The sequence below is a fragment of the Vibrio sp. KMM 9700 genome, from assembly GCF_058545285.1.
Genome location: NZ_CM178589.1, coordinates 32,878 through 50,098, shown reverse-complemented (window position 1 = coordinate 50,098; position 17,221 = coordinate 32,878). Strand labels below are relative to the sequence as shown.

Sequence of the window (17,221 nt, the reverse complement as noted above, 5' to 3'; positions counted from 1 at the left end):
CTTGATTAACTCGCTTCAACTTCCGAGCTAGTATCTTCCAATGCATTGACTGGGGCTTGACCAAAGCCTTTTAAGCCAACCACATGCACATGCTCATGATCTTTAAAGATTTTACGCACGAGCTTATAGGTTGTGCCACGCTCTGGACTGATATTCTCAGGCGCTGCAATCAGAAGTTGCATGTCCAAACGCTCACACAATTCAAACAAGGTGTTTATCGATTTGGTATCCAAACGCGCCGCTTCATCTAAGAAGAGCAAGCGACAAGGCACTATGTCTTTACTGCGCAGACGACGTGACTCTTCTTCCCAGCTTTGCACCACCATCAGCAAGATAGACTGACCGGTACCAATCGCCTCACCCGTTGACAATGCGCCAGATTCAGCTTGAAGCCAGCCTTCGCTGCCACGGTTCACCTCAATGCTCAGCTCAAGATAGTTACGATAATCAAGTAGCTCTTCACCTAGCACTTGCGCCGAACGTTGTCCCATATCAATATGCGGGTTCACACGTTGGAAGAGTTTCGCCATCGCTTCAGAGAAGGTCAGGTTCGCATTATCAAATAAATCTTGATGCTCTTGCTCTTGTTGCAAGCCAGCCAATAAGGTTTCATGGCTTTGGCGCACATTCACATTCAAGCGCACACCGCGCACTTGTCCGAACGAGATATTCGACAAGCCTTGGTTGAGCATACGGATGCGATTTTGCTCACGTAAGATAGTTTTCTCGATGATGCTCGCGACCGATTTTGAGCTCATTGCCAAGCGATTTTCACGCATAGATAGCTCTTCGGTTAAACGCGCCAGCTCCACTTCCATCTCTTCGATCGCTTCGACTGGATCATTGGTATGGATAATATCTTGGCGAATTCGCTCACGTAGATGCTGATAAACGGCAATATAAAACAGCACTTTACGTTCAGGATAGGCTGCATCTTCAGAGCCGCGTAATGCGTCACGTAAGGTTTCGTTATCCGCGACCGCAATACGCAGTGCACCGAGCGCTTTATCCGACATGGAGCGTAGCTCATTATCAGAAAGGTACGCCAGTTCACGGCGATGCAAACGACGCTCGACATCATGATCTCGCGCCAGTTTCAACACTGAGCACCAGCCAGCTTTGGCATTGACCACATAAGTGCGCAACGCTTGGTAATCTTTTTGAACCTTCTTCACACGCTTGGCAAGGGTTTTCACCTCAAGCTCTGTCGCAGTCAATGTGCGTTCATGGTCGCGTTTTTGATTACGATTTTGGCTCAAGCGCTCATACAAAGCATCTTTGCGCATTTGCGCTTGCTCTAACGCATCTTCTGAAACGCTGATCCCATAGGCTACGAGCTCTTGACGGAACTCTTGCACTGTCTCTTGCTTAGCTTGATAAGAAGATTTAAGCGATGCCAACACTTGGTTGTACTCACCAAACTTCATTTGCGCTTGTTTTAAACTTGCGCGGGTGCTTTGTTTTTTCACTTCGGCGGCGGCAAGCTTAGCTTTTAGCTGCTCACTTAACTCACTGCTCTTATTGACCAAGTCAATCGAGTCAAGGTAAGTAAAGTGATGACGACGCTCATACACATCAGACAAAGCAAACAAGCTAGTTTTGATTTGTTGCAGCGACTGATCCGCTTCTTTATATGCTGCTTCAATGCTGCTAAATGCTTGCGGATCCGCATCCAGTGCTTGCACAATCGGCGCGAGTTTTTCAAGCTGACGCTGATGATTTTGCAGATACACTTGATAGGTTTCATACTCAGCTAATTTCTCATTTAGCTCATCCAAACGCGCGCCAATGGTATCATCTTCCACCAAGTGGATAAGACTTGCCAATTGACCAAGCTGATTTAGACCTTGTTGCGTGCTGCTAATTTGGCTACGGATTTGCTCAATTTTCTCGCTGACCTTACTCACTTGCGCTTGGTTTTGGCTCAATGCATCACGCGCGGTTTTAATTTGCGCTTCAGGATCGGCAATAAAGGCAATTTGAATATGCTTGGAAACAAACTGATTAAAGCTTTGATATAAACGCTGCTGCTTTTGCGCGTCAAAGGAAGCTTTGGCATACGACTCTTGGACTTGCTCACGCTCATCACGCAATAAGGCTAAGCGATCTTCACGCGCCGCGCGGCCAAACAAAGGAATTTGTGGCAGACGTGAATAACGAATTTGACGCTCATTTAAACGTACACACACGGCGCCTTCGATTTCACTCGCATTAAAGCTGCTGTCATCAAATGCATCCACATCCCCTTCAATGATATACACATCATCTGGGCAATCATCAAGGCTTGAAAGTTTCTCTTCAATGCCGTCAAGATCAGACACCACAATACCGTGACGCGCAGGGCCATACATGGCGCTAAAATATGGCGCATCATCAATTGTAATGTCATCATAAATTTCAGATAACAGCACGCCGCCAAGAGTATCGGCTAGAGATTTTAAACGCGGATCCGAGACGCCAGATGGCGATGCAAGGCGATCAATTTCTTGATCTAATTCCGTGCGTTTTTGACCTAAAGTCGCTTGCGCAGCGGTGAGCTGTTTTTCCTCTTCAAGGATCAGCTGCATTTGGCTCATCACGCTTTGGCTATCTAAAAGCTCAGCGCCACTTTGCTCACGCAATTGCTCTAATGCTTCGCTAGCTTGGATCCAACTTGGGGCAATTTTTGATAGCTCATTAATTTGCTGATTTAAATCCGCTTGCGCGCGCTTTAGATCGCCCTGCTTGTCACGGGCTTGCTCAAGCGACTGGGCTAAGGTTTCGCTCACTTCTTGTAAACGTTCTTGTTCAAGTTCAAGCGTGTCTTGGCTATCAATAATTTGCTGATGATCTTGAGCGTAAGTGCGAAGTAATGCTTGGGCTTTGTCTTGCTCTGCCAGTTGACGGCTCAAGTCTTTATGCTGGGCGCGCCATTGGCTTTCATTTTGCTGCCACTGTTTCGCCACTTGGAATTTTTCAAGTAGTGCTTTGGCCTCTGCCGCGGCATTGTCACGACTTGCTGTCGGCGCAATTTGTTTCACCAACTCAAACGCGGTTTCAAACTGCTGGCTAACTTTTGACACCATATCAAGCTTATGTTTAAGGCTTAATACTTGCTCTGTCGCCGCGTTTTGCGAAGCTTCAAGCTCGCTCATTTTCGCGCTAACATTGTCAACACTTAGCGTATCATCCGCAATTAAGGTTTTCGCTTTTTCCAAAGCGCTGATCGCTTGGTTATATTGCAAAGCGCGAGTTTGCTGCACATCCAATGCTTGCTGATAGTCGGCTAATTGCGATTTTAAACTATCCACTTCATCTTCAAACAGCATGGCTTGTTCGCTGGCTTCTTCCACCTGCTCACTTGCCTCTTCGACCACCATGATTTGCTCTTCTAAACGCTCAGAAAGCTCATCGAGATCATCTTGATAACGAGTGATTTTTTCTTGCTGGCGCAAGGCATTTTGCACCAATTGGAAGTGATCCGCTGCGCCTTGGTGATCTTGCTCAAGACTCGACTCTTGTTCTGTCAGCTCAGACAAGGCTTGGGTCAGCTCATTAATCAGATTATTTTGACTGATCAATTGGCTGCGTGACTGCATTAACTCACTGCGCAGTGCCAAGGTTTGCTCAAGCTTGATGCGTCGTTCATTGGCGTGGCGCATATAATCCGCCGCCACATAGTTGGTTGATTCTAAAATCAAATGTTTGAAAAGATCACGATCAGCTTGGGTGGTTTTAATCGCTTCAAGTGTCATGCGGTTTTCACGCAGCGCAGATTCCATATCTTGGAAAGCTTTTTTTACCCCGCCATTTTGCGGCAATAAGTAATCACGTAATGAACGGGTGATCGCACTTGAGATCCCGCCGTATAGCGAGGCTTCAATCAAGCGATAGAATTTTGATCTGTCACTGGTGTTACGCAATTTCTTCGGCAACACGCCCATATCAAACATCAGGCTGTGATAATCAGTGACCGAGTTAAATGTCTTAAATTGAACTTCTGGGTAGCTTTCAAGGGATTGCTTGAGCTCATCGAGTGGACGCACGCGCGCCGCCGTATCAGATAAAGTTTCGACAAACACTTGCGTCGGTTTGACCTCACTTGGCAGACCTTGGATTAAGAAAGGTTTGATGTCGACTTTCTTATCACGCCCTGCCACTTGTTGTAGTTTCACCGCAAAAATTAAACGCTGATTGCGTGAGTTGACGATATCTAAACTAGCATAACAAGTGCCTGGCTGAAGCTTACCAAACAGGCCCTTATCGCGCGATGCGCTTGAGCTGCCCGCTTCGGTAGTATTACGGAAATGAAGCAAGCTTTGATCGGGAATAAGCGCGGTGATAAATGCCGCCATGGTGGTGGATTTACCTGCGCCGTTACCGCCAGATAAGGTTGTGACTAAGTTATCAATGTCAAAGGTTCGCGCAAAAAAGCCATTCCAATTGACCATAGTTAAAGATTGATATTTACCGCGCGCGATCATAACTCACCTGCTTGATTTGCGTTTGTCTCTTGATTTGTCTCATCTTGCTCAAGATCTTCATCTTCAGCATCGCTTGCTTGATCTGCTAAGTCCAAGCTATTTTGGGTTGGCGCTTCGGTATGCACCACGGCTTCACCATCACGAATAAGGCGTAATTGCGCAGCTTTCGCATCATCGCCCACACGCACATCGGCGCCGAAACGAAAAACCGCTTCACTGATGCGAAACTTGCCATCTTCACCGACCGGTAAAATCATCCCAATCGAGCGTAAACGGCGCAATGCAGCGCGCACTTTCTCAAATAGCTTTTCTTTATCTAAGTCCGAACCTGTGGCGCGATTGGTCACAAGTTTCATCAGCTTAGGTTCATCACACAGAGTCAGCAGCTCTTCATATAGCTCTTGATTGGTAAAAATACCTTCGTGAGCTAAACGCTCAGGGCTAAGGTATAAATAACACAATACCTTGCCGACTAGCATATCCATTTCAGATAAAACGCTGCGGCGAATGTGCGAGGTCGAACGTGGACGTAAATAGAAGAAACCTTCTGGCGCACGCACCAACTCCACGTTATATCTTTGATAAAAATTTGACAGCTCGTTCTCAAAATCACTTAACAGTGCATGATTATCCATATCATCGATAGAAATATGGCGACCTGCGCGTAATTGGCTATCTAGCGCCGGAAATAGCGGGTTTGCAATCGCTTTGGCTAGACGTTTAGAAAATTCAAAATCAGTATTTGTCGATGACATTTGCTTGTACCTTTGCACCAAAATCATTAATTGCTTGCCAGTTTGGCTGAATTGCGCGGTAATCCGCTTCGCTATAACCCAGTTTGACCGCGTTATCAATTAATATTCTAGTGAGATCAAAATGTTGTGCTTGTTCGTGTTGCGCAAGATAATCACGTAAGAGGCAGGCTAAATCAATTGGCTCACCGGTTTCTTTGTGCACCGTGAGCATGGCAGCAATGCGCTCATTGAGCTCATCATGCACCCTGTCAATGGATTCAAACTCAAGGGCGCTTGGAAGCTGACCTGTGACTTCATCATTGCGCAGCACCATGGCTTCATCACGCATATCCAGCAGTCTGTCTGCGCTGGCGTAAGTGAGATACCAAGGCATATCGAAATAATCTTTCACCGATTGACGCAGACGCTGACTAAAGGCTCGGTTTTGATCCATATCGATAGCGGTACGAATAAACTTATGCACGTGGCGATCATAGCCAATCCATAAATCTATCGTTTGCTGGCCCCAACTTGTGATCCGATCTAGCTTCATTTGCAGTGAAAACAGCAAACTATCAATAAACTCGAGCTCACTTTGATGATAAATGATCTGCTGAATATCAATAATTTGCGTCTGTAAGTCATCGCCTGCCGCTTGCAGTGTGTCGTGCAACTCGCGCAAGGTGTCTGAGGTTTCACTTAAGAGCTGCTCACAGTTTGAAATCGCTTCACGCCAACCTTGATTTAACAGCTCAGCAATTTGGGTTTTCACCTCTTGCTGCTGCTCATCCATCACGCGTTGGTTTAAATCGATGCGATCAAAAATCTCGCCAACTGAGTATTTCAGCACGCCATAAACATTCTTACGCCAATCTTCTACCGTGTTCGCCACTTGCGCAGCATTCACCGCTTTGCTCATTTCATCGGCAAGCATGGAAAGTTGGATCGAGAGTTTGAGTTTAGAAAATTCACGGTGGCGCACATAATAATCACTGATCGCCATCCCAAGTGGGGATAAACGATAAATACTCGCCCCTTCCGTGACTTCACTGACAAAACGGCTCATCAAACGTGAGCTCACTAAGTCATTGATTGCATTATTAGCGCGAAAGGCGGATGGCCCTGCCGTGTCGGGAAAAAGCTTGCTCACAATTGCAAATGCATCATGTAGCTCTCCTTCGCCTAATTCTTCATCAAAGCTTTCCGCACTGAGCACCGCAATGGCAATCAAAAATGCCAAACGCTCAGGGGAGAGGTTCAATGAGAAATCATTTTGCTTCACCCAAGTGACCAACTCATCTATAGGTTGCTCAGATAAAGTGGGTGTTATTTCATGCATTGTTTTTCCTGTCTTTCTTGATTCTGCTTTGGTTGCAGTCTACTTAGGTGAGGCGCTTACTTGCCCGCTCAACTAAGGGATAAATTCATTAAACCCTGTCACTCTAGCACGAGTCGAGTTTCTTTTTTACTGCAAATTCGTATGAATGTAAAACTTGGGTAAAAAATCAGTTTAAGTGGTCATTTTTTACGCCTTTTGCGCCCATAAATGCATGTAACGTCCAAGGGAAGCATAAGGTTCTTGTCGACAAAGTTGCTGCTCAAGCGCCAACACATCTTGCTCGGTGTAATCGCCCATATATTTTTGATCGCCAATATAATCACTGACGCAGCGCACCCCTGATTTACCGAGTAAAGTTAATTCATTGGCATCAAGCCAAGACAATACATCTTCTGGATATAAACCTTGCGTCGGTTGAAGCTTAAAACGTTTTTTATGCGGCATTCCGGCTAAAATATGCGGCAAATTGCCACAGCGAATATTTTTCATCACTAAGCCATGTTGATTATAAAAAAGCACTGAGATAATTGCGTGAGGTTGCATATGCTTAATCAAATGCTCAAGCACAGCGCGCGGATCGGCAAGCCACTCCATGACAGCATGAAATAAAATCAAATCTGCTTTATTGATCGCCTGAGCCGGCAAGTCTTGAATCGCGCAATTCGTGATACTGTATTGGGAAGTTAAGCCTTGACGCTCAATTTCTTGTGATGCCAACGCAAGCATCTCACTCGATAAATCGCACAAATGCACTTGATGCCCAAGTTTTGCAATTAACTGTGACATTTGGGCTAAGCCGCCTCCCGCATCGAGCACATGCAAGGCCTGCTGCCCTTTTGCTTGGCTTAGGGATTCTAATACTGGGGTTAAATCTTGCCAGAGGATACTTTGTCTGATGTCACCTTTATCGGATCCATAGATATTTTGGGCAAACTTTTGAGCAATGCCGTCAAAGTTTCTATCTTGGGGAGCTTGGGTCATTTTATCCTCGGCAATTTGAACAAAGCGACGCGCATTTTTGTTATAAAAGGAGCTTTTATTGCTAGATCGCGTCTCAAAACGCATTATTCTATACAATCAGTGTCACAAAAACATTATTTTTCATGCTATATTAGCGACTTTATTGCGCTCAAAAACCTTTCATTACTCCCTTTAGGAATACTCATCCATGTTTGAACTTAAAAAAGTTTTTGCCTCTTTGATCATGCCTATACCCTTGTTACTTATCATAGGCTTTATCGGACTTTGGCTGATCACTTTTAGTCGCTTTCGTCGCATAGGTGTCAGCCTTACTTTTAGCTGTTTACTCGGATTTTTTCTGCTCTCATTTCAACCTGTTTCATCTAACCTTTTAATGCCGACTGAACGTGAATATCGCGGTTTTTTACCTGTTGAAAAACCAGTTGATTTTATTATGGTAATGGGCAGTGGACACGTGCTGGATGATGAATTGCCTATCACTTCAGAAATCTCACGTTCAGGCTTAATGCGACTCGTTGAAGGGATACGTATCTTACGTATGTATCCAAATTCCAAGCTGATTTTATCTGGCTATGCCAATGGTAGTGAGCTGAGTAATGCCCGCGTGATGGCTAATATTGCGCTCTCTCTTGGGGTCTCAAAGTCTTCAATTGTCTTGTTGGAAACGCCAAAAGATACCTACGAAGAAGCCCGACAAGCAGCGCTATATGTCAAAGATAAAAGTCTTGTTTTAGTGACCTCGGCCAGTCACATGCCGCGCGCGATGATGGAGTTTAAAGACGCAGGGCTTGATCCTATTCCAGCGCCAACCAACTACCTTGCACATACCAATATCCAGCAGCCTTGGGAGAAATATTCCCTGAAAGCTAAATATTTAGAACAAAGTGAACGTTTTTGGTATGAGCAGCTCGGCCGTTGGTGGTCAAATATTCGTGGTGATGTCTCGCTCGATAACACAGAAAGCATGCAAGCAACTCCGATGGCGGATGAATCACAAGAGGCAGTCATGGATACGCCAACCGAGCAAAATCAGGTGACAGAACAAATCGCTCCTGATTCAAACACTTCAGAGGAAGTGGCACAATAAATCACCACGAAATCGTTTGCATTGTGATAAAAGTCACAGAAAATAATTGTTTTATCGACTTTTTCCCATTAATATACGCTTCTTAATTGAAAGCTAGCCATACCGCTCTAATCTTGGGCGGTATTTTCTTTTCTGATAAGTAACTTTTACTACTCATTGTCTTAAACAAGTGCGGCTGTGCTTTCATAATTTCTTATACTTTAAACATACTGATCCCACATCTAGCCTAGATGTATTGGTATGAGGATTATTTATGGCAACAATTAAAGATGTCGCGCGCATTGCTGGTGTGTCCACCACAACCGTTTCTCACGTGATTAACAAAACTCGTTTCGTCGCAGAAACCACACAGAAAAAAGTGATGGATGCTGTTGAAGAATTAAATTATGCACCGAGCGCTGTGGCGCGTAGCTTAAAATGTAATACGACAAGCACGATTGGCATGTTAGTGACCCAATCCAATAACCCTTTTTTTGCGGAAGTGATCGATGGCGTTGAGAGCTATTGCTATCGTCAAGGTTACACTTTGATTTTGTGTAATACTGGCGGCATTTTTGAAAAGCAACGTGACTATATCCGTATGCTTGCAGGCAAACGTGTCGATGGTTTGCTTGTGATGTGCTCAGATTTAACAGAAGATCTTTGCAAGATGCTTGATGCCCACCCAGATATTCCAAAAGTAATTATGGACTGGGGCCCTGAGAACTCAAAAGCGGATAAGATCATTGATAATTCAGAAGAAGGCGGCTATCTAGCAACTAAGTATCTGATTGAAAAGGGTCATACTAAGATTGCATGCCTGAGTGGTCACTTTGATAAAGTGGCATGTATTGAGCGTATTCGTGGCTTTAAGCGTGCGCATGAAGAAGCAAATCTAGAATTTAACCAAGATTGGATTTTAGAAGGTAACTTTGAATGTGATACGGCTGTGATTGCTGCTGAAAAAATCATTGCAATGAAGGAGCGACCTACTGCGATTTTCTGTTTTAACGACATTATGGCAATGGGCCTGATGAGTCGTTTACAGCAAGCCGGCATCCGCATACCAGAAGATATTTCTGTGATTGGCTATGACAATATCGATTTAACGCCTTATTTCTCGCCACCGCTGACAACGATTCACCAACCAAAACGTCGCGCGGGTAAAACTGCGCTTGAGATTTTGCTGGCGCGTATTAAAGATAAAGATCACGAGCCACGCACGTTTGAAATGCAACCTGAGTTGGTTGAGCGTGCATCGGTGAAAGATTTAAACGCTAAGTAAAAACAAGTTTACTTGATAAAGAAGAAGGTACAGTGATTCGCTGTACCTTTTTTTATTGGAACATATAAACAAAAAAGACGCCTCAAGGACGCCTTCTAAATATATAGTATTGAGTTAAACTTAAGCCACGGGACGCATATGTGCGAGCAGTTTCGTTTCAGCGCGCTTAAATAGCCAAATCAAGCTCATACTTAAGATCATATAGAATAAGCCAGCCGTTAAGTAAGCCTCAAACGGTGCGTAATAACGCGAGTTAACCAAACGTGCCACACCGGTTAAGTCTAAAATGGTGACAATCCCTGCAATCGCTGAGCCGTGCAGCATAAATATAACTTCATTACTGTATGCAGGCAGTGCGCGACGCAATGCACTTGGCAAAATAATACGCGTATACGTCTTAAATGGCGTCATCCCATAAGCTTTTGCAGCTTCCACTTCACCACTTGGCAGGCCAGCAATCGCGCCGCGAATAATTTCTGAGGTATAAGCCCCTGTATTAAGCGAGAATGCAACAATAGCGCAGAACCAAGCGTTTTCCCATAAAGTGCCCTTCACCGCAACAAACTGATCCATCCCATAATAAATAAGGTAAAGCTGAATCAAAAGTGGCGTGCCACGAAAGAAATAACTATAACTCCAACTGACCAAACGAACCGGCATAAAGCGACTGTCACGCGCCAGCGCCGTCGGAACCGCAAGGACTAAACCAATCACGAGGGAAACGGCCACCAGCCAAAGCGTGGTCCACATGCCACTCACATAAAGCGGTAAGCTATCAATAATTACTGAAAAATCCATCACCTACCTTCCTGCGATCGCATATTTACGCTCAAGGACTTTCAAAAGCGCAGTTGATATACTGGTGAAAAATAAGAAAATCACCGCCACCGTCATATAAAAAGTAAACGGCATCTTGGTAGAACCTGCTGCGAGTGCGCCAGTTCGAACCATGTCTTCAAGGCCAATAATTGAAACTAAAGCTGTGGTTTTAAGTAGCACCAGCCAGTTATTACCAAAGCCAGGCAGTGCGTGACGTACCATTTGTGGAAACATCACACGGTGAAAGCGTTGCCAAGGGGACATGCCATAAGCAGTAGCCGCTTCAAGTTCGCCGCGATCAACCGCAAGCATCGCACCACGAAAGGTTTCGGCCATATAAGCACCGAAAATAAAGCCAAGGGTTAACACACCAGCCGCATAAGGGCTAACGTCTATATAATCTGGAAGGTATTGAACATAATTATCTGGGGTAGAAAACCAAGCATTAAAGGTTTCATTTAAACTGTATAAGCTATTGTTGAGCATGACTTGACCGCCAAAGAAGATCAGCATCATCAGCACAAGATCGGGGATACCACGAATAATTGTCGTATAGGTTGTGGCAACCATTCGCAAACAGCGATTGGAAGACATTTTTGCCACCGCGCCCAATAGGCCAAACAAAACGGCAAGCACAAGCGAAACTAACGCCACTTCAACTGTGACCCAAGCGCCTTTTAAAATCGAGGCTTCATAGCCTTGTAGAAAATCTAACATATTTAAAATAATTTTTATTATATTACATGAGTATGTAAGGATCTAAATCCTAAGATCTAGATCCTTTATCCTGCCACAGAAGTAAAAAACACTGCGGCAGTTTGCTTTGCTCACCAAATATTAAAACTTGATGGTCAGCAAGGTTTAGTCACCATAAACATCATAGCTAAAGTATTTTTTCGCAATCTCATCATAAGTACCGTCAGCACGGATCGCTTCGATTGCTTTATTTAACTGCTCTGTTAAGTCTTTATCTTGCTTACGCGTTGCAATACCGAAACCTTCACCAAACCATTTAGGATCTGTCAGTGATGGACCAACAAACTCGTAACCTTCGCCGCCTTCTTTATCTAATACACCACTTTGTAGTGCTGATGCATCACCAAGGACAGCTTGGATACGACCGTTTGCAAGATCAAGATATGCTTCATCGAATGTGCCGTAACGTACTACTTCAACATTGTCGCCATAAGTGTCTGTTAGGTATTTATCATGCGTAGTTGCACGTTGCACACCGATTTTCATGCCTTTCATACCTTCTTCTGTGAAGTCAAGATTGGCATCTTTTTTCGCGATATACTTGTTTGGTACCAAAGCATATTTGTTTGTGAAATCAACTTTAGTTTTACGCTCTTCGGTAATCGACATCGCAGCGATGATACCGTCAAATTTACGCGCAAGCAGTGATGGGATCATGCCATCCCAATCTTGTGGAACAATCTTACATTCTGCTTCCATTTGCTTACACAGCGCGTTTGCAATATCCACATCAAAGCCTGTTACACTGCCATCAGTTTCTGTTTTGCTAAACGGAGGGTAAGCGCCTTCCACACCAAAGCGAATCGTTTTCCACTCTTTTGCCATGCTCATGCCCGAAACCAGCGTTGATGCTACGGCTGCAGCTAAAATCCATTTTTTCATTGTGAACTCCTTAAGGTAATTGTTGTGTTGTTCTTTTTTATAAATTTCACTCAATCTTTATGTTGAGTATTTAATGTTGTAATAAAATAACACCTAAATAGCAAGTGATTATCCGTAAGCCATTTATTTACTTATAATTACTCATCTTATATCACAGATTATTTATGCATAAATATGAATTAATAAACGGACGAGATAAATTGTTTTAAACGCTCAGATTTCGGGTTATTAAATAGCTCTTCTGGCGCGCCTTGCTCTTCCACTAAACCTTGGTGTAAAAACATCACTTTACTTGATACATCACGCGCAAATGCCATTTCATGGGTCACTACAAGCATGGTGCGCCCTTCTTCTGCCAAATCACGCATAACGCCAAGCACTTCACCCACAAGCTCAGGGTCAAGCGCAGAGGTTGGCTCATCAAAAAGCATCACTTCAGGATCAACCGCTAGCGCACGCGCAATCGCAGCGCGTTGTTGCTGGCCACCAGACAAGTGCCCAGGATAATGATTCTTACGTTCATAAAGGCCAACTTTTTTCAAAAGCAACTCTGCATTTTCAATTGCTTGTGCGCGTGGTACGCCTAAAACATGAATTGGCGCTTCAATCACATTTTCTAAAACAGTTAGATGCGACCACAAGTTAAAACTTTGGAAAACCATCGCAAGACGAGAACGAATGCGTTGCACTTGCTTTGGATTGGCAGGTAATGCGCCAAGCTTCTTGTCTTGTTTCATTTCAATCAGCTCACCATCAACAATGATATCGCCTGATGTTGGGGTTTCAAGCAAGTTGATACAACGTAGAAAGGTACTTTTTCCTGAACCAGAAGAGCCAATGATAGAAATCACATCCCCTTTATTTGCAGAAAGTGAGATCCCTTTTAAGACTTGATTCTCACCGAATGTTTTATGTAAGTCATTAATTTCTAATGCTGGGGACTGTGGCATAAACGAACTCCCTGTATGACGCAATCGTTTTTAGTGAATAATTATGCATAATATAAGAAATAAAACTTAATTCAATACTTATTTTGCGTTTTTTAACTTTTTATTCCTTTTAATACGATCAAACGCGACATCCGTGCCGCAGCTTGATCTTATCTAAGCATAGACTGATATACCGATTCTGCCTTACACTGTTCGCTTGCAACATCTATATAGCTTTCTATACTCTCTTAAATAATAAGACAGCATTAAATTAACCTTACATGTGCAATATCCACAATAAAATCAAGCGTTAAGTGATACAAGCAGAGGCTATAAAAACCTGCTTTTAGTAATTTTATTTCATAAAAACAAGCGTATCTTCATACTTCTTTTTACGTATACCTCTAAAGAATAATAATATAAGGTTAATTTATTACAAAAGACAGGAAAAAATGATCCAGATCAAATCATTTCCTAAATCATGTTGTTACTCTTGTTCTCGTTCAAGGAAACAAACAAACTTTCAAATTTAGTTGAAAGGCTGTTTAGAAGAAGGTTCTTACTCTCATGGATGATAGATTTGTAAGAATAGTTATAGCTATAGATTATCAGCTTTAATATGTTTGTTATCTTTATCTGTTAAGTTCGCATTAGAAGCGGGTATAGCTATAATTATTTTTCAGAGTATGTTCGCGTGTGCCATCAAGAGTACTGTGAACATGTGTTTTTTCTACTACAAAGGTAGGTTTATCATGGCAGAGCAATTTGCTAAAGCTTGGGAAGGTTTTGCTGCAGGTGACTGGCAAAACGAAGTAAACGTTCGTGATTTCATTCAAAAAAACTACACACCTTATGAAGGTGATGAGTCTTTCCTAGTTTCTGAGGGTACTGAAGCAACTAATAAGCTTTGGGCGAAAGTAATGGAAGGCATTAAAATTGAGAACTCAACTCATGCGCCTCTTGATTTCGACACCTCTGTCATTTCTACGATTACAGCTCACGACGCTGGCTACATCGAAAAAGATTTAGAAACAATCGTTGGTCTTCAAACTGATGCTCCCCTAAAACGTGCGATTATCCCTAATGGTGGTATTCGTATGGTTGAAGGTTCGTGCAAAGCATACGATCGTGAACTAGATCCTCAAGTTAAGAAAATCTACACAGAATACCGTAAAACACACAACCAAGGTGTTTTCGATATCTATACTCCTGACATCATGAAATGTCGTAAATCTGGCGTTCTAACAGGTCTTCCTGATGCATATGGCCGTGGTCGTATCATTGGTGATTACCGTCGCGTTGCGCTATATGGTATTGATTTCTTAATGAAAGACAAATTCGCACAATTCACTTCGCTTCAAGAGCGTTTTGAAAATGGCGAAGACCTAACTGCAACTATGCAACTTCGCGAAGAAATCGCTGAGCAGCATCGTGCACTTGGTCAAATCAAAGAAATGGCTGCTAAATATGGTTGTGACATCGGTCGCCCAGCTGAAACAGCTCAAGAAGCAATCCAATGGACTTACTTCGGTTACCTAGCTGCTGTTAAATCTCAAAACGGCGCAGCTATGTCTCTTGGTCGTACTTCGACTTTCCTAGACATCTATGTTGAGCGTGATATTGCTGCTGGTCTTCTAACTGAAGAACAAGCACAAGAAATGGTTGACCACTTCGTCATGAAACTACGTATGGTTCGTTTCCTACGTACGCCTGAATATGATGAGCTATTCTCTGGTGACCCAATCTGGGCAACTGAGTCTATGGGTGGTATGGGTCTTGACGGACGTACACTTGTTACACGTACAAACTTCCGTTTCCTAAACAGCCTATACACTATGGGTCCAAGCCCAGAGCCAAACATCACTGTACTTTGGTCTGAGCAACTACCTGACGGCTTCAAACGCTTCTGTGCGAAAGTGTCTATCGATACTTCATCTATCCAGTATGAAAACGATGACCTAATGCGCCCTGACCTACAATCTGATGACTACGCAATCGCTTGTTGTGTATCTCCAATGGTTGTTGGTAAGCAAATGCAGTTCTTCGGTGCTCGTGCTAACCTTGCAAAAACTATGCTTTATACCATCAACGGTGGTATCGATGAGAAGCTTAAAATCCAAGTGGGTCCTAAAATGGACAAAATCACTTCTGAAGTTCTTGACTATGATGAACTTTGGGACAAGATGGACCACTTCATGGATTGGCTTGCAAAACAATACGTGACTGCATTGAACTCAATCCACTACATGCACGACAAATACAGCTATGAAGCTTCGCTAATGGCACTTCATGACCGTGACGTACGTCGTACAATGGCTTGTGGTATTGCTGGTCTTTCTGTTGCAGCTGACTCACTATCTGCAATCAAATACGCAACAGTTAAACCTGTTCGTGACGAAGACGGCGTAGCAGTTGATTTCGAAATCGAGGGTGATTATCCTAAATTCGGTAACAACGACGCACGTGTAGATGACATCGCTTGTGAACTTGTACGTGTATTCATGAACAAGATCCGTCAGCTAAAAACTTACCGTGATGCAATCCCAACACAATCTATCCTAACTATCACTTCAAACGTGGTATATGGTAAGAAAACTGGTAACACACCTGACGGTCGTCGTGCTGGCGCGCCATTTGCTCCAGGTGCTAACCCAATGCACGGTCGTGACGAAAAAGGTGCTGTAGCATCACTAACTTCAGTTGCTAAACTACCGTTTGCGGACGCTCAAGATGGTATTTCTTATACTTTCTCTATCGTTCCTAACGCACTTGGTAAAGAAGAAGCACAACAACGTGCTAACCTTGCTGGTCTAATGGATGGTTATTTCCACCACGAAGCAAGCATCGAAGGTGGTCAACACCTTAACGTGAACGTTCTTAACCGTGAAACGTTAGAAGATGCAGTGAAACACCCTGAGAACTATCCTCAGCTAACAATCCGTGTTTCTGGTTACGCAGTTCGCTTCAACTCTTTAACTAAAGAGCAGCAACAAGACGTTATCGCACGTACTTTCACTGAATCTCTATAATTGAAGCATTGCTTTAAAATTTAGATTGATTGAGTAGTAAGCTCTGCCTTCGGGTGGAGCTTTTTTTCATCATAAAACACCCTCCTAAGTGGTATTCAATTACCAAAGAAAGCTATCTTAAAACCTTATTTTGTAATAAAATTAAGGGTATCTGATACACTACTTTGCCTTTGCAAGAGATTACATTATGTCTACTACTGGTCGCATCCATTCTTATGAAACCTGTGGCACCGTCGATGGTCCTGGGATCCGCTTTATCGTGTTTACCCAAGGCTGCTTAATGCGCTGCATGTATTGTCATAACCGAGATACTTGGGACACTCATGATGGTAAGGAAGTCTCAGTTGAAGAAATTATTACGGAAGCAAAATCTTATCGTCACTTTATGAATGCATCTGGCGGCGGCATCACCTGCTCTGGTGGCGAAGCTATGCTGCAACCTGAATTTGTGCGTGACTTATTCCGTGCAGCGCACGCTGAAGGCATCCATACTTGCCTTGATACCAATGGATATATTCGTAAGCACACAGAAGTGATTGATGAAGTCTTAGAAGTGTCTGATCTTGTGATGCTTGATCTTAAGCATATGGACGATGAGGTCCACCAAGAATTTATTGGCGTGTCAAATAAGCGCACCTTAGATTTTGCCCGTTACTTACATAAAATCGGTCAAACCACTTGGATCCGTTATGTGGTGGTGCCAGGTTATACCGATGATGAAACCAATGCCCATCGCTTGGGTGAGTTCATTAAAGATATGGATAATATCGAAAAGATTGAACTTCTGCCTTATCACAAATTAGGCGCGCATAAATGGGAAGCGCTGGGTCACGATTACCCACTTGAAGGGGTTAGTCCACCAAGCAAAGACACCATGGAAATGGTAAAAGGCATTCTAAGCCAATATCACAACAATATTGCCTATTAATAATTGAATA

The 17,221-nt window shown here is 43.4% G+C and carries 12 protein-coding genes; 4 read left to right on the top strand and 8 right to left on the bottom strand.

Going from position 1 to position 17,221, the window contains the following annotated elements:
* Positions 1–5: 5 nt before the first annotated feature.
* The 4 genes from mukB to AC2VOY_RS00180 all read right to left on the bottom strand — a co-directional run bounded on the left by mukB (position 6) and on the right by AC2VOY_RS00180 (position 7,517).
* Positions 6–4,463 carry a chromosome partition protein MukB gene (gene mukB, locus AC2VOY_RS00195; RefSeq protein WP_491831544.1) on the bottom strand — a complete coding sequence of 1,486 codons (4,458 nt, stop codon included), beginning with the start codon at positions 4,461–4,463 and terminating at the stop codon, positions 6–8.
* Positions 4,460–5,218, bottom strand: coding sequence for a chromosome partition protein MukE (gene mukE / locus AC2VOY_RS00190; protein WP_491831542.1), 759 nt, complete (start codon positions 5,216–5,218; stop codon positions 4,460–4,462). The genes mukB and mukE overlap by 4 nt, the downstream gene beginning before the upstream one ends.
* Positions 5,199–6,536: a chromosome partition protein MukF gene (gene mukF / locus AC2VOY_RS00185; RefSeq protein ID WP_491831540.1), complete on the bottom strand. Its 1,338-nt coding sequence runs from the start codon at positions 6,534–6,536 to the stop codon at positions 5,199–5,201. The genes mukE and mukF overlap by 20 nt, the downstream gene beginning before the upstream one ends.
* A gap of 186 nt (positions 6,537–6,722) precedes the next feature.
* Entirely contained in the window at positions 6,723–7,517 is a 795-nt protein-coding gene (locus AC2VOY_RS00180) for a methyltransferase (RefSeq protein ID WP_491831539.1), read from the bottom strand.
* A 187-nt stretch (positions 7,518–7,704) separates the two neighbouring features.
* Here AC2VOY_RS00180 and elyC point away from each other — a divergent pair, with 187 nt between their 5' ends.
* Entirely contained in the window at positions 7,705–8,604 is a 900-nt protein-coding gene (gene elyC / locus AC2VOY_RS00175) for an envelope biogenesis factor ElyC (RefSeq protein ID WP_491831538.1), read from the top strand.
* Between the two features lie 253 nt (positions 8,605–8,857).
* Positions 8,858–9,868: an HTH-type transcriptional repressor PurR gene (purR, locus tag AC2VOY_RS00170; RefSeq protein ID WP_491831536.1), complete on the top strand. Its 1,011-nt coding sequence runs from the start codon at positions 8,858–8,860 to the stop codon at positions 9,866–9,868.
* Positions 9,869–9,988: 120 nt separating this feature from the next.
* On the opposite strand, the gene AC2VOY_RS00165 is transcribed toward purR, so the two are convergent.
* From AC2VOY_RS00165 to AC2VOY_RS00150, 4 genes are all read right to left on the bottom strand, one after another.
* A complete protein-coding gene (locus tag AC2VOY_RS00165; protein ID WP_491831535.1) occupies positions 9,989–10,666 on the bottom strand; it encodes an ABC transporter permease in 678 nt (225 codons plus the stop codon).
* 3 nt (positions 10,667–10,669) lie between these two features.
* On the bottom strand, positions 10,670–11,404 hold the full coding sequence (locus tag AC2VOY_RS00160) for an ABC transporter permease (protein ID WP_491831534.1): 735 nt from the start codon (positions 11,402–11,404) through the stop codon (positions 10,670–10,672).
* A 144-nt stretch (positions 11,405–11,548) separates the two neighbouring features.
* Positions 11,549–12,325, bottom strand: coding sequence for an ABC transporter substrate-binding protein (locus AC2VOY_RS00155; RefSeq protein ID WP_491831533.1), 777 nt, complete (start codon positions 12,323–12,325; stop codon positions 11,549–11,551).
* 179 nt (positions 12,326–12,504) lie between these two features.
* Complete coding sequence (locus AC2VOY_RS00150) at positions 12,505–13,275, bottom strand: ABC transporter ATP-binding protein (protein WP_491831532.1); 771 nt, start codon at positions 13,273–13,275, stop codon at positions 12,505–12,507.
* A gap of 731 nt (positions 13,276–14,006) precedes the next feature.
* Between AC2VOY_RS00150 and pflB the strand changes: the two genes are divergently transcribed.
* On the top strand, positions 14,007–16,283 hold the full coding sequence (gene pflB, locus AC2VOY_RS00145; protein ID WP_491831531.1) for a formate C-acetyltransferase: 2,277 nt from the start codon (positions 14,007–14,009) through the stop codon (positions 16,281–16,283).
* Between the two features lie 187 nt (positions 16,284–16,470).
* Positions 16,471–17,211 (top strand): pyruvate formate lyase 1-activating protein, encoded by a 741-nt coding sequence (gene pflA, locus AC2VOY_RS00140; protein ID WP_491831530.1) that lies wholly within the window; start codon positions 16,471–16,473, stop codon positions 17,209–17,211.
* The last annotated feature ends 10 nt before the right edge of the window (positions 17,212–17,221 follow it).

Excerpts from the sequence above, each read along its gene's own strand:
- pflB (WP_491831531.1), top strand. The coding sequence starts at position 14,007 with ATGGCAGAGCAATTTGCTAAAGCTTGGGAAGGTTTTGCTGCAGGTGAC.
- mukB (WP_491831544.1), bottom strand. The coding sequence starts at position 4,463 with ATGATCGCGCGCGGTAAATATCAATCTTTAACTATGGTCAATTGGAAT.
- purR (WP_491831536.1), top strand. The coding sequence starts at position 8,858 with ATGGCAACAATTAAAGATGTCGCGCGCATTGCTGGTGTGTCCACCACA.
- AC2VOY_RS00180 (WP_491831539.1), bottom strand. The coding sequence starts at position 7,517 with ATGACCCAAGCTCCCCAAGATAGAAACTTTGACGGCATTGCTCAAAAG.
- elyC (WP_491831538.1), top strand. The coding sequence starts at position 7,705 with ATGTTTGAACTTAAAAAAGTTTTTGCCTCTTTGATCATGCCTATACCC.
- AC2VOY_RS00160 (WP_491831534.1), bottom strand. The coding sequence starts at position 11,404 with ATGTTAGATTTTCTACAAGGCTATGAAGCCTCGATTTTAAAAGGCGCT.
- AC2VOY_RS00165 (WP_491831535.1), bottom strand. The coding sequence starts at position 10,666 with ATGGATTTTTCAGTAATTATTGATAGCTTACCGCTTTATGTGAGTGGC.
- pflA (WP_491831530.1), top strand. The coding sequence starts at position 16,471 with ATGTCTACTACTGGTCGCATCCATTCTTATGAAACCTGTGGCACCGTC.
- mukF (WP_491831540.1), bottom strand. The coding sequence starts at position 6,536 with ATGCATGAAATAACACCCACTTTATCTGAGCAACCTATAGATGAGTTG.
- AC2VOY_RS00150 (WP_491831532.1), bottom strand. The coding sequence starts at position 13,275 with ATGCCACAGTCCCCAGCATTAGAAATTAATGACTTACATAAAACATTC.
- mukE (WP_491831542.1), bottom strand. The coding sequence starts at position 5,218 with ATGTCATCGACAAATACTGATTTTGAATTTTCTAAACGTCTAGCCAAA.
- AC2VOY_RS00155 (WP_491831533.1), bottom strand. The coding sequence starts at position 12,325 with ATGAAAAAATGGATTTTAGCTGCAGCCGTAGCATCAACGCTGGTTTCG.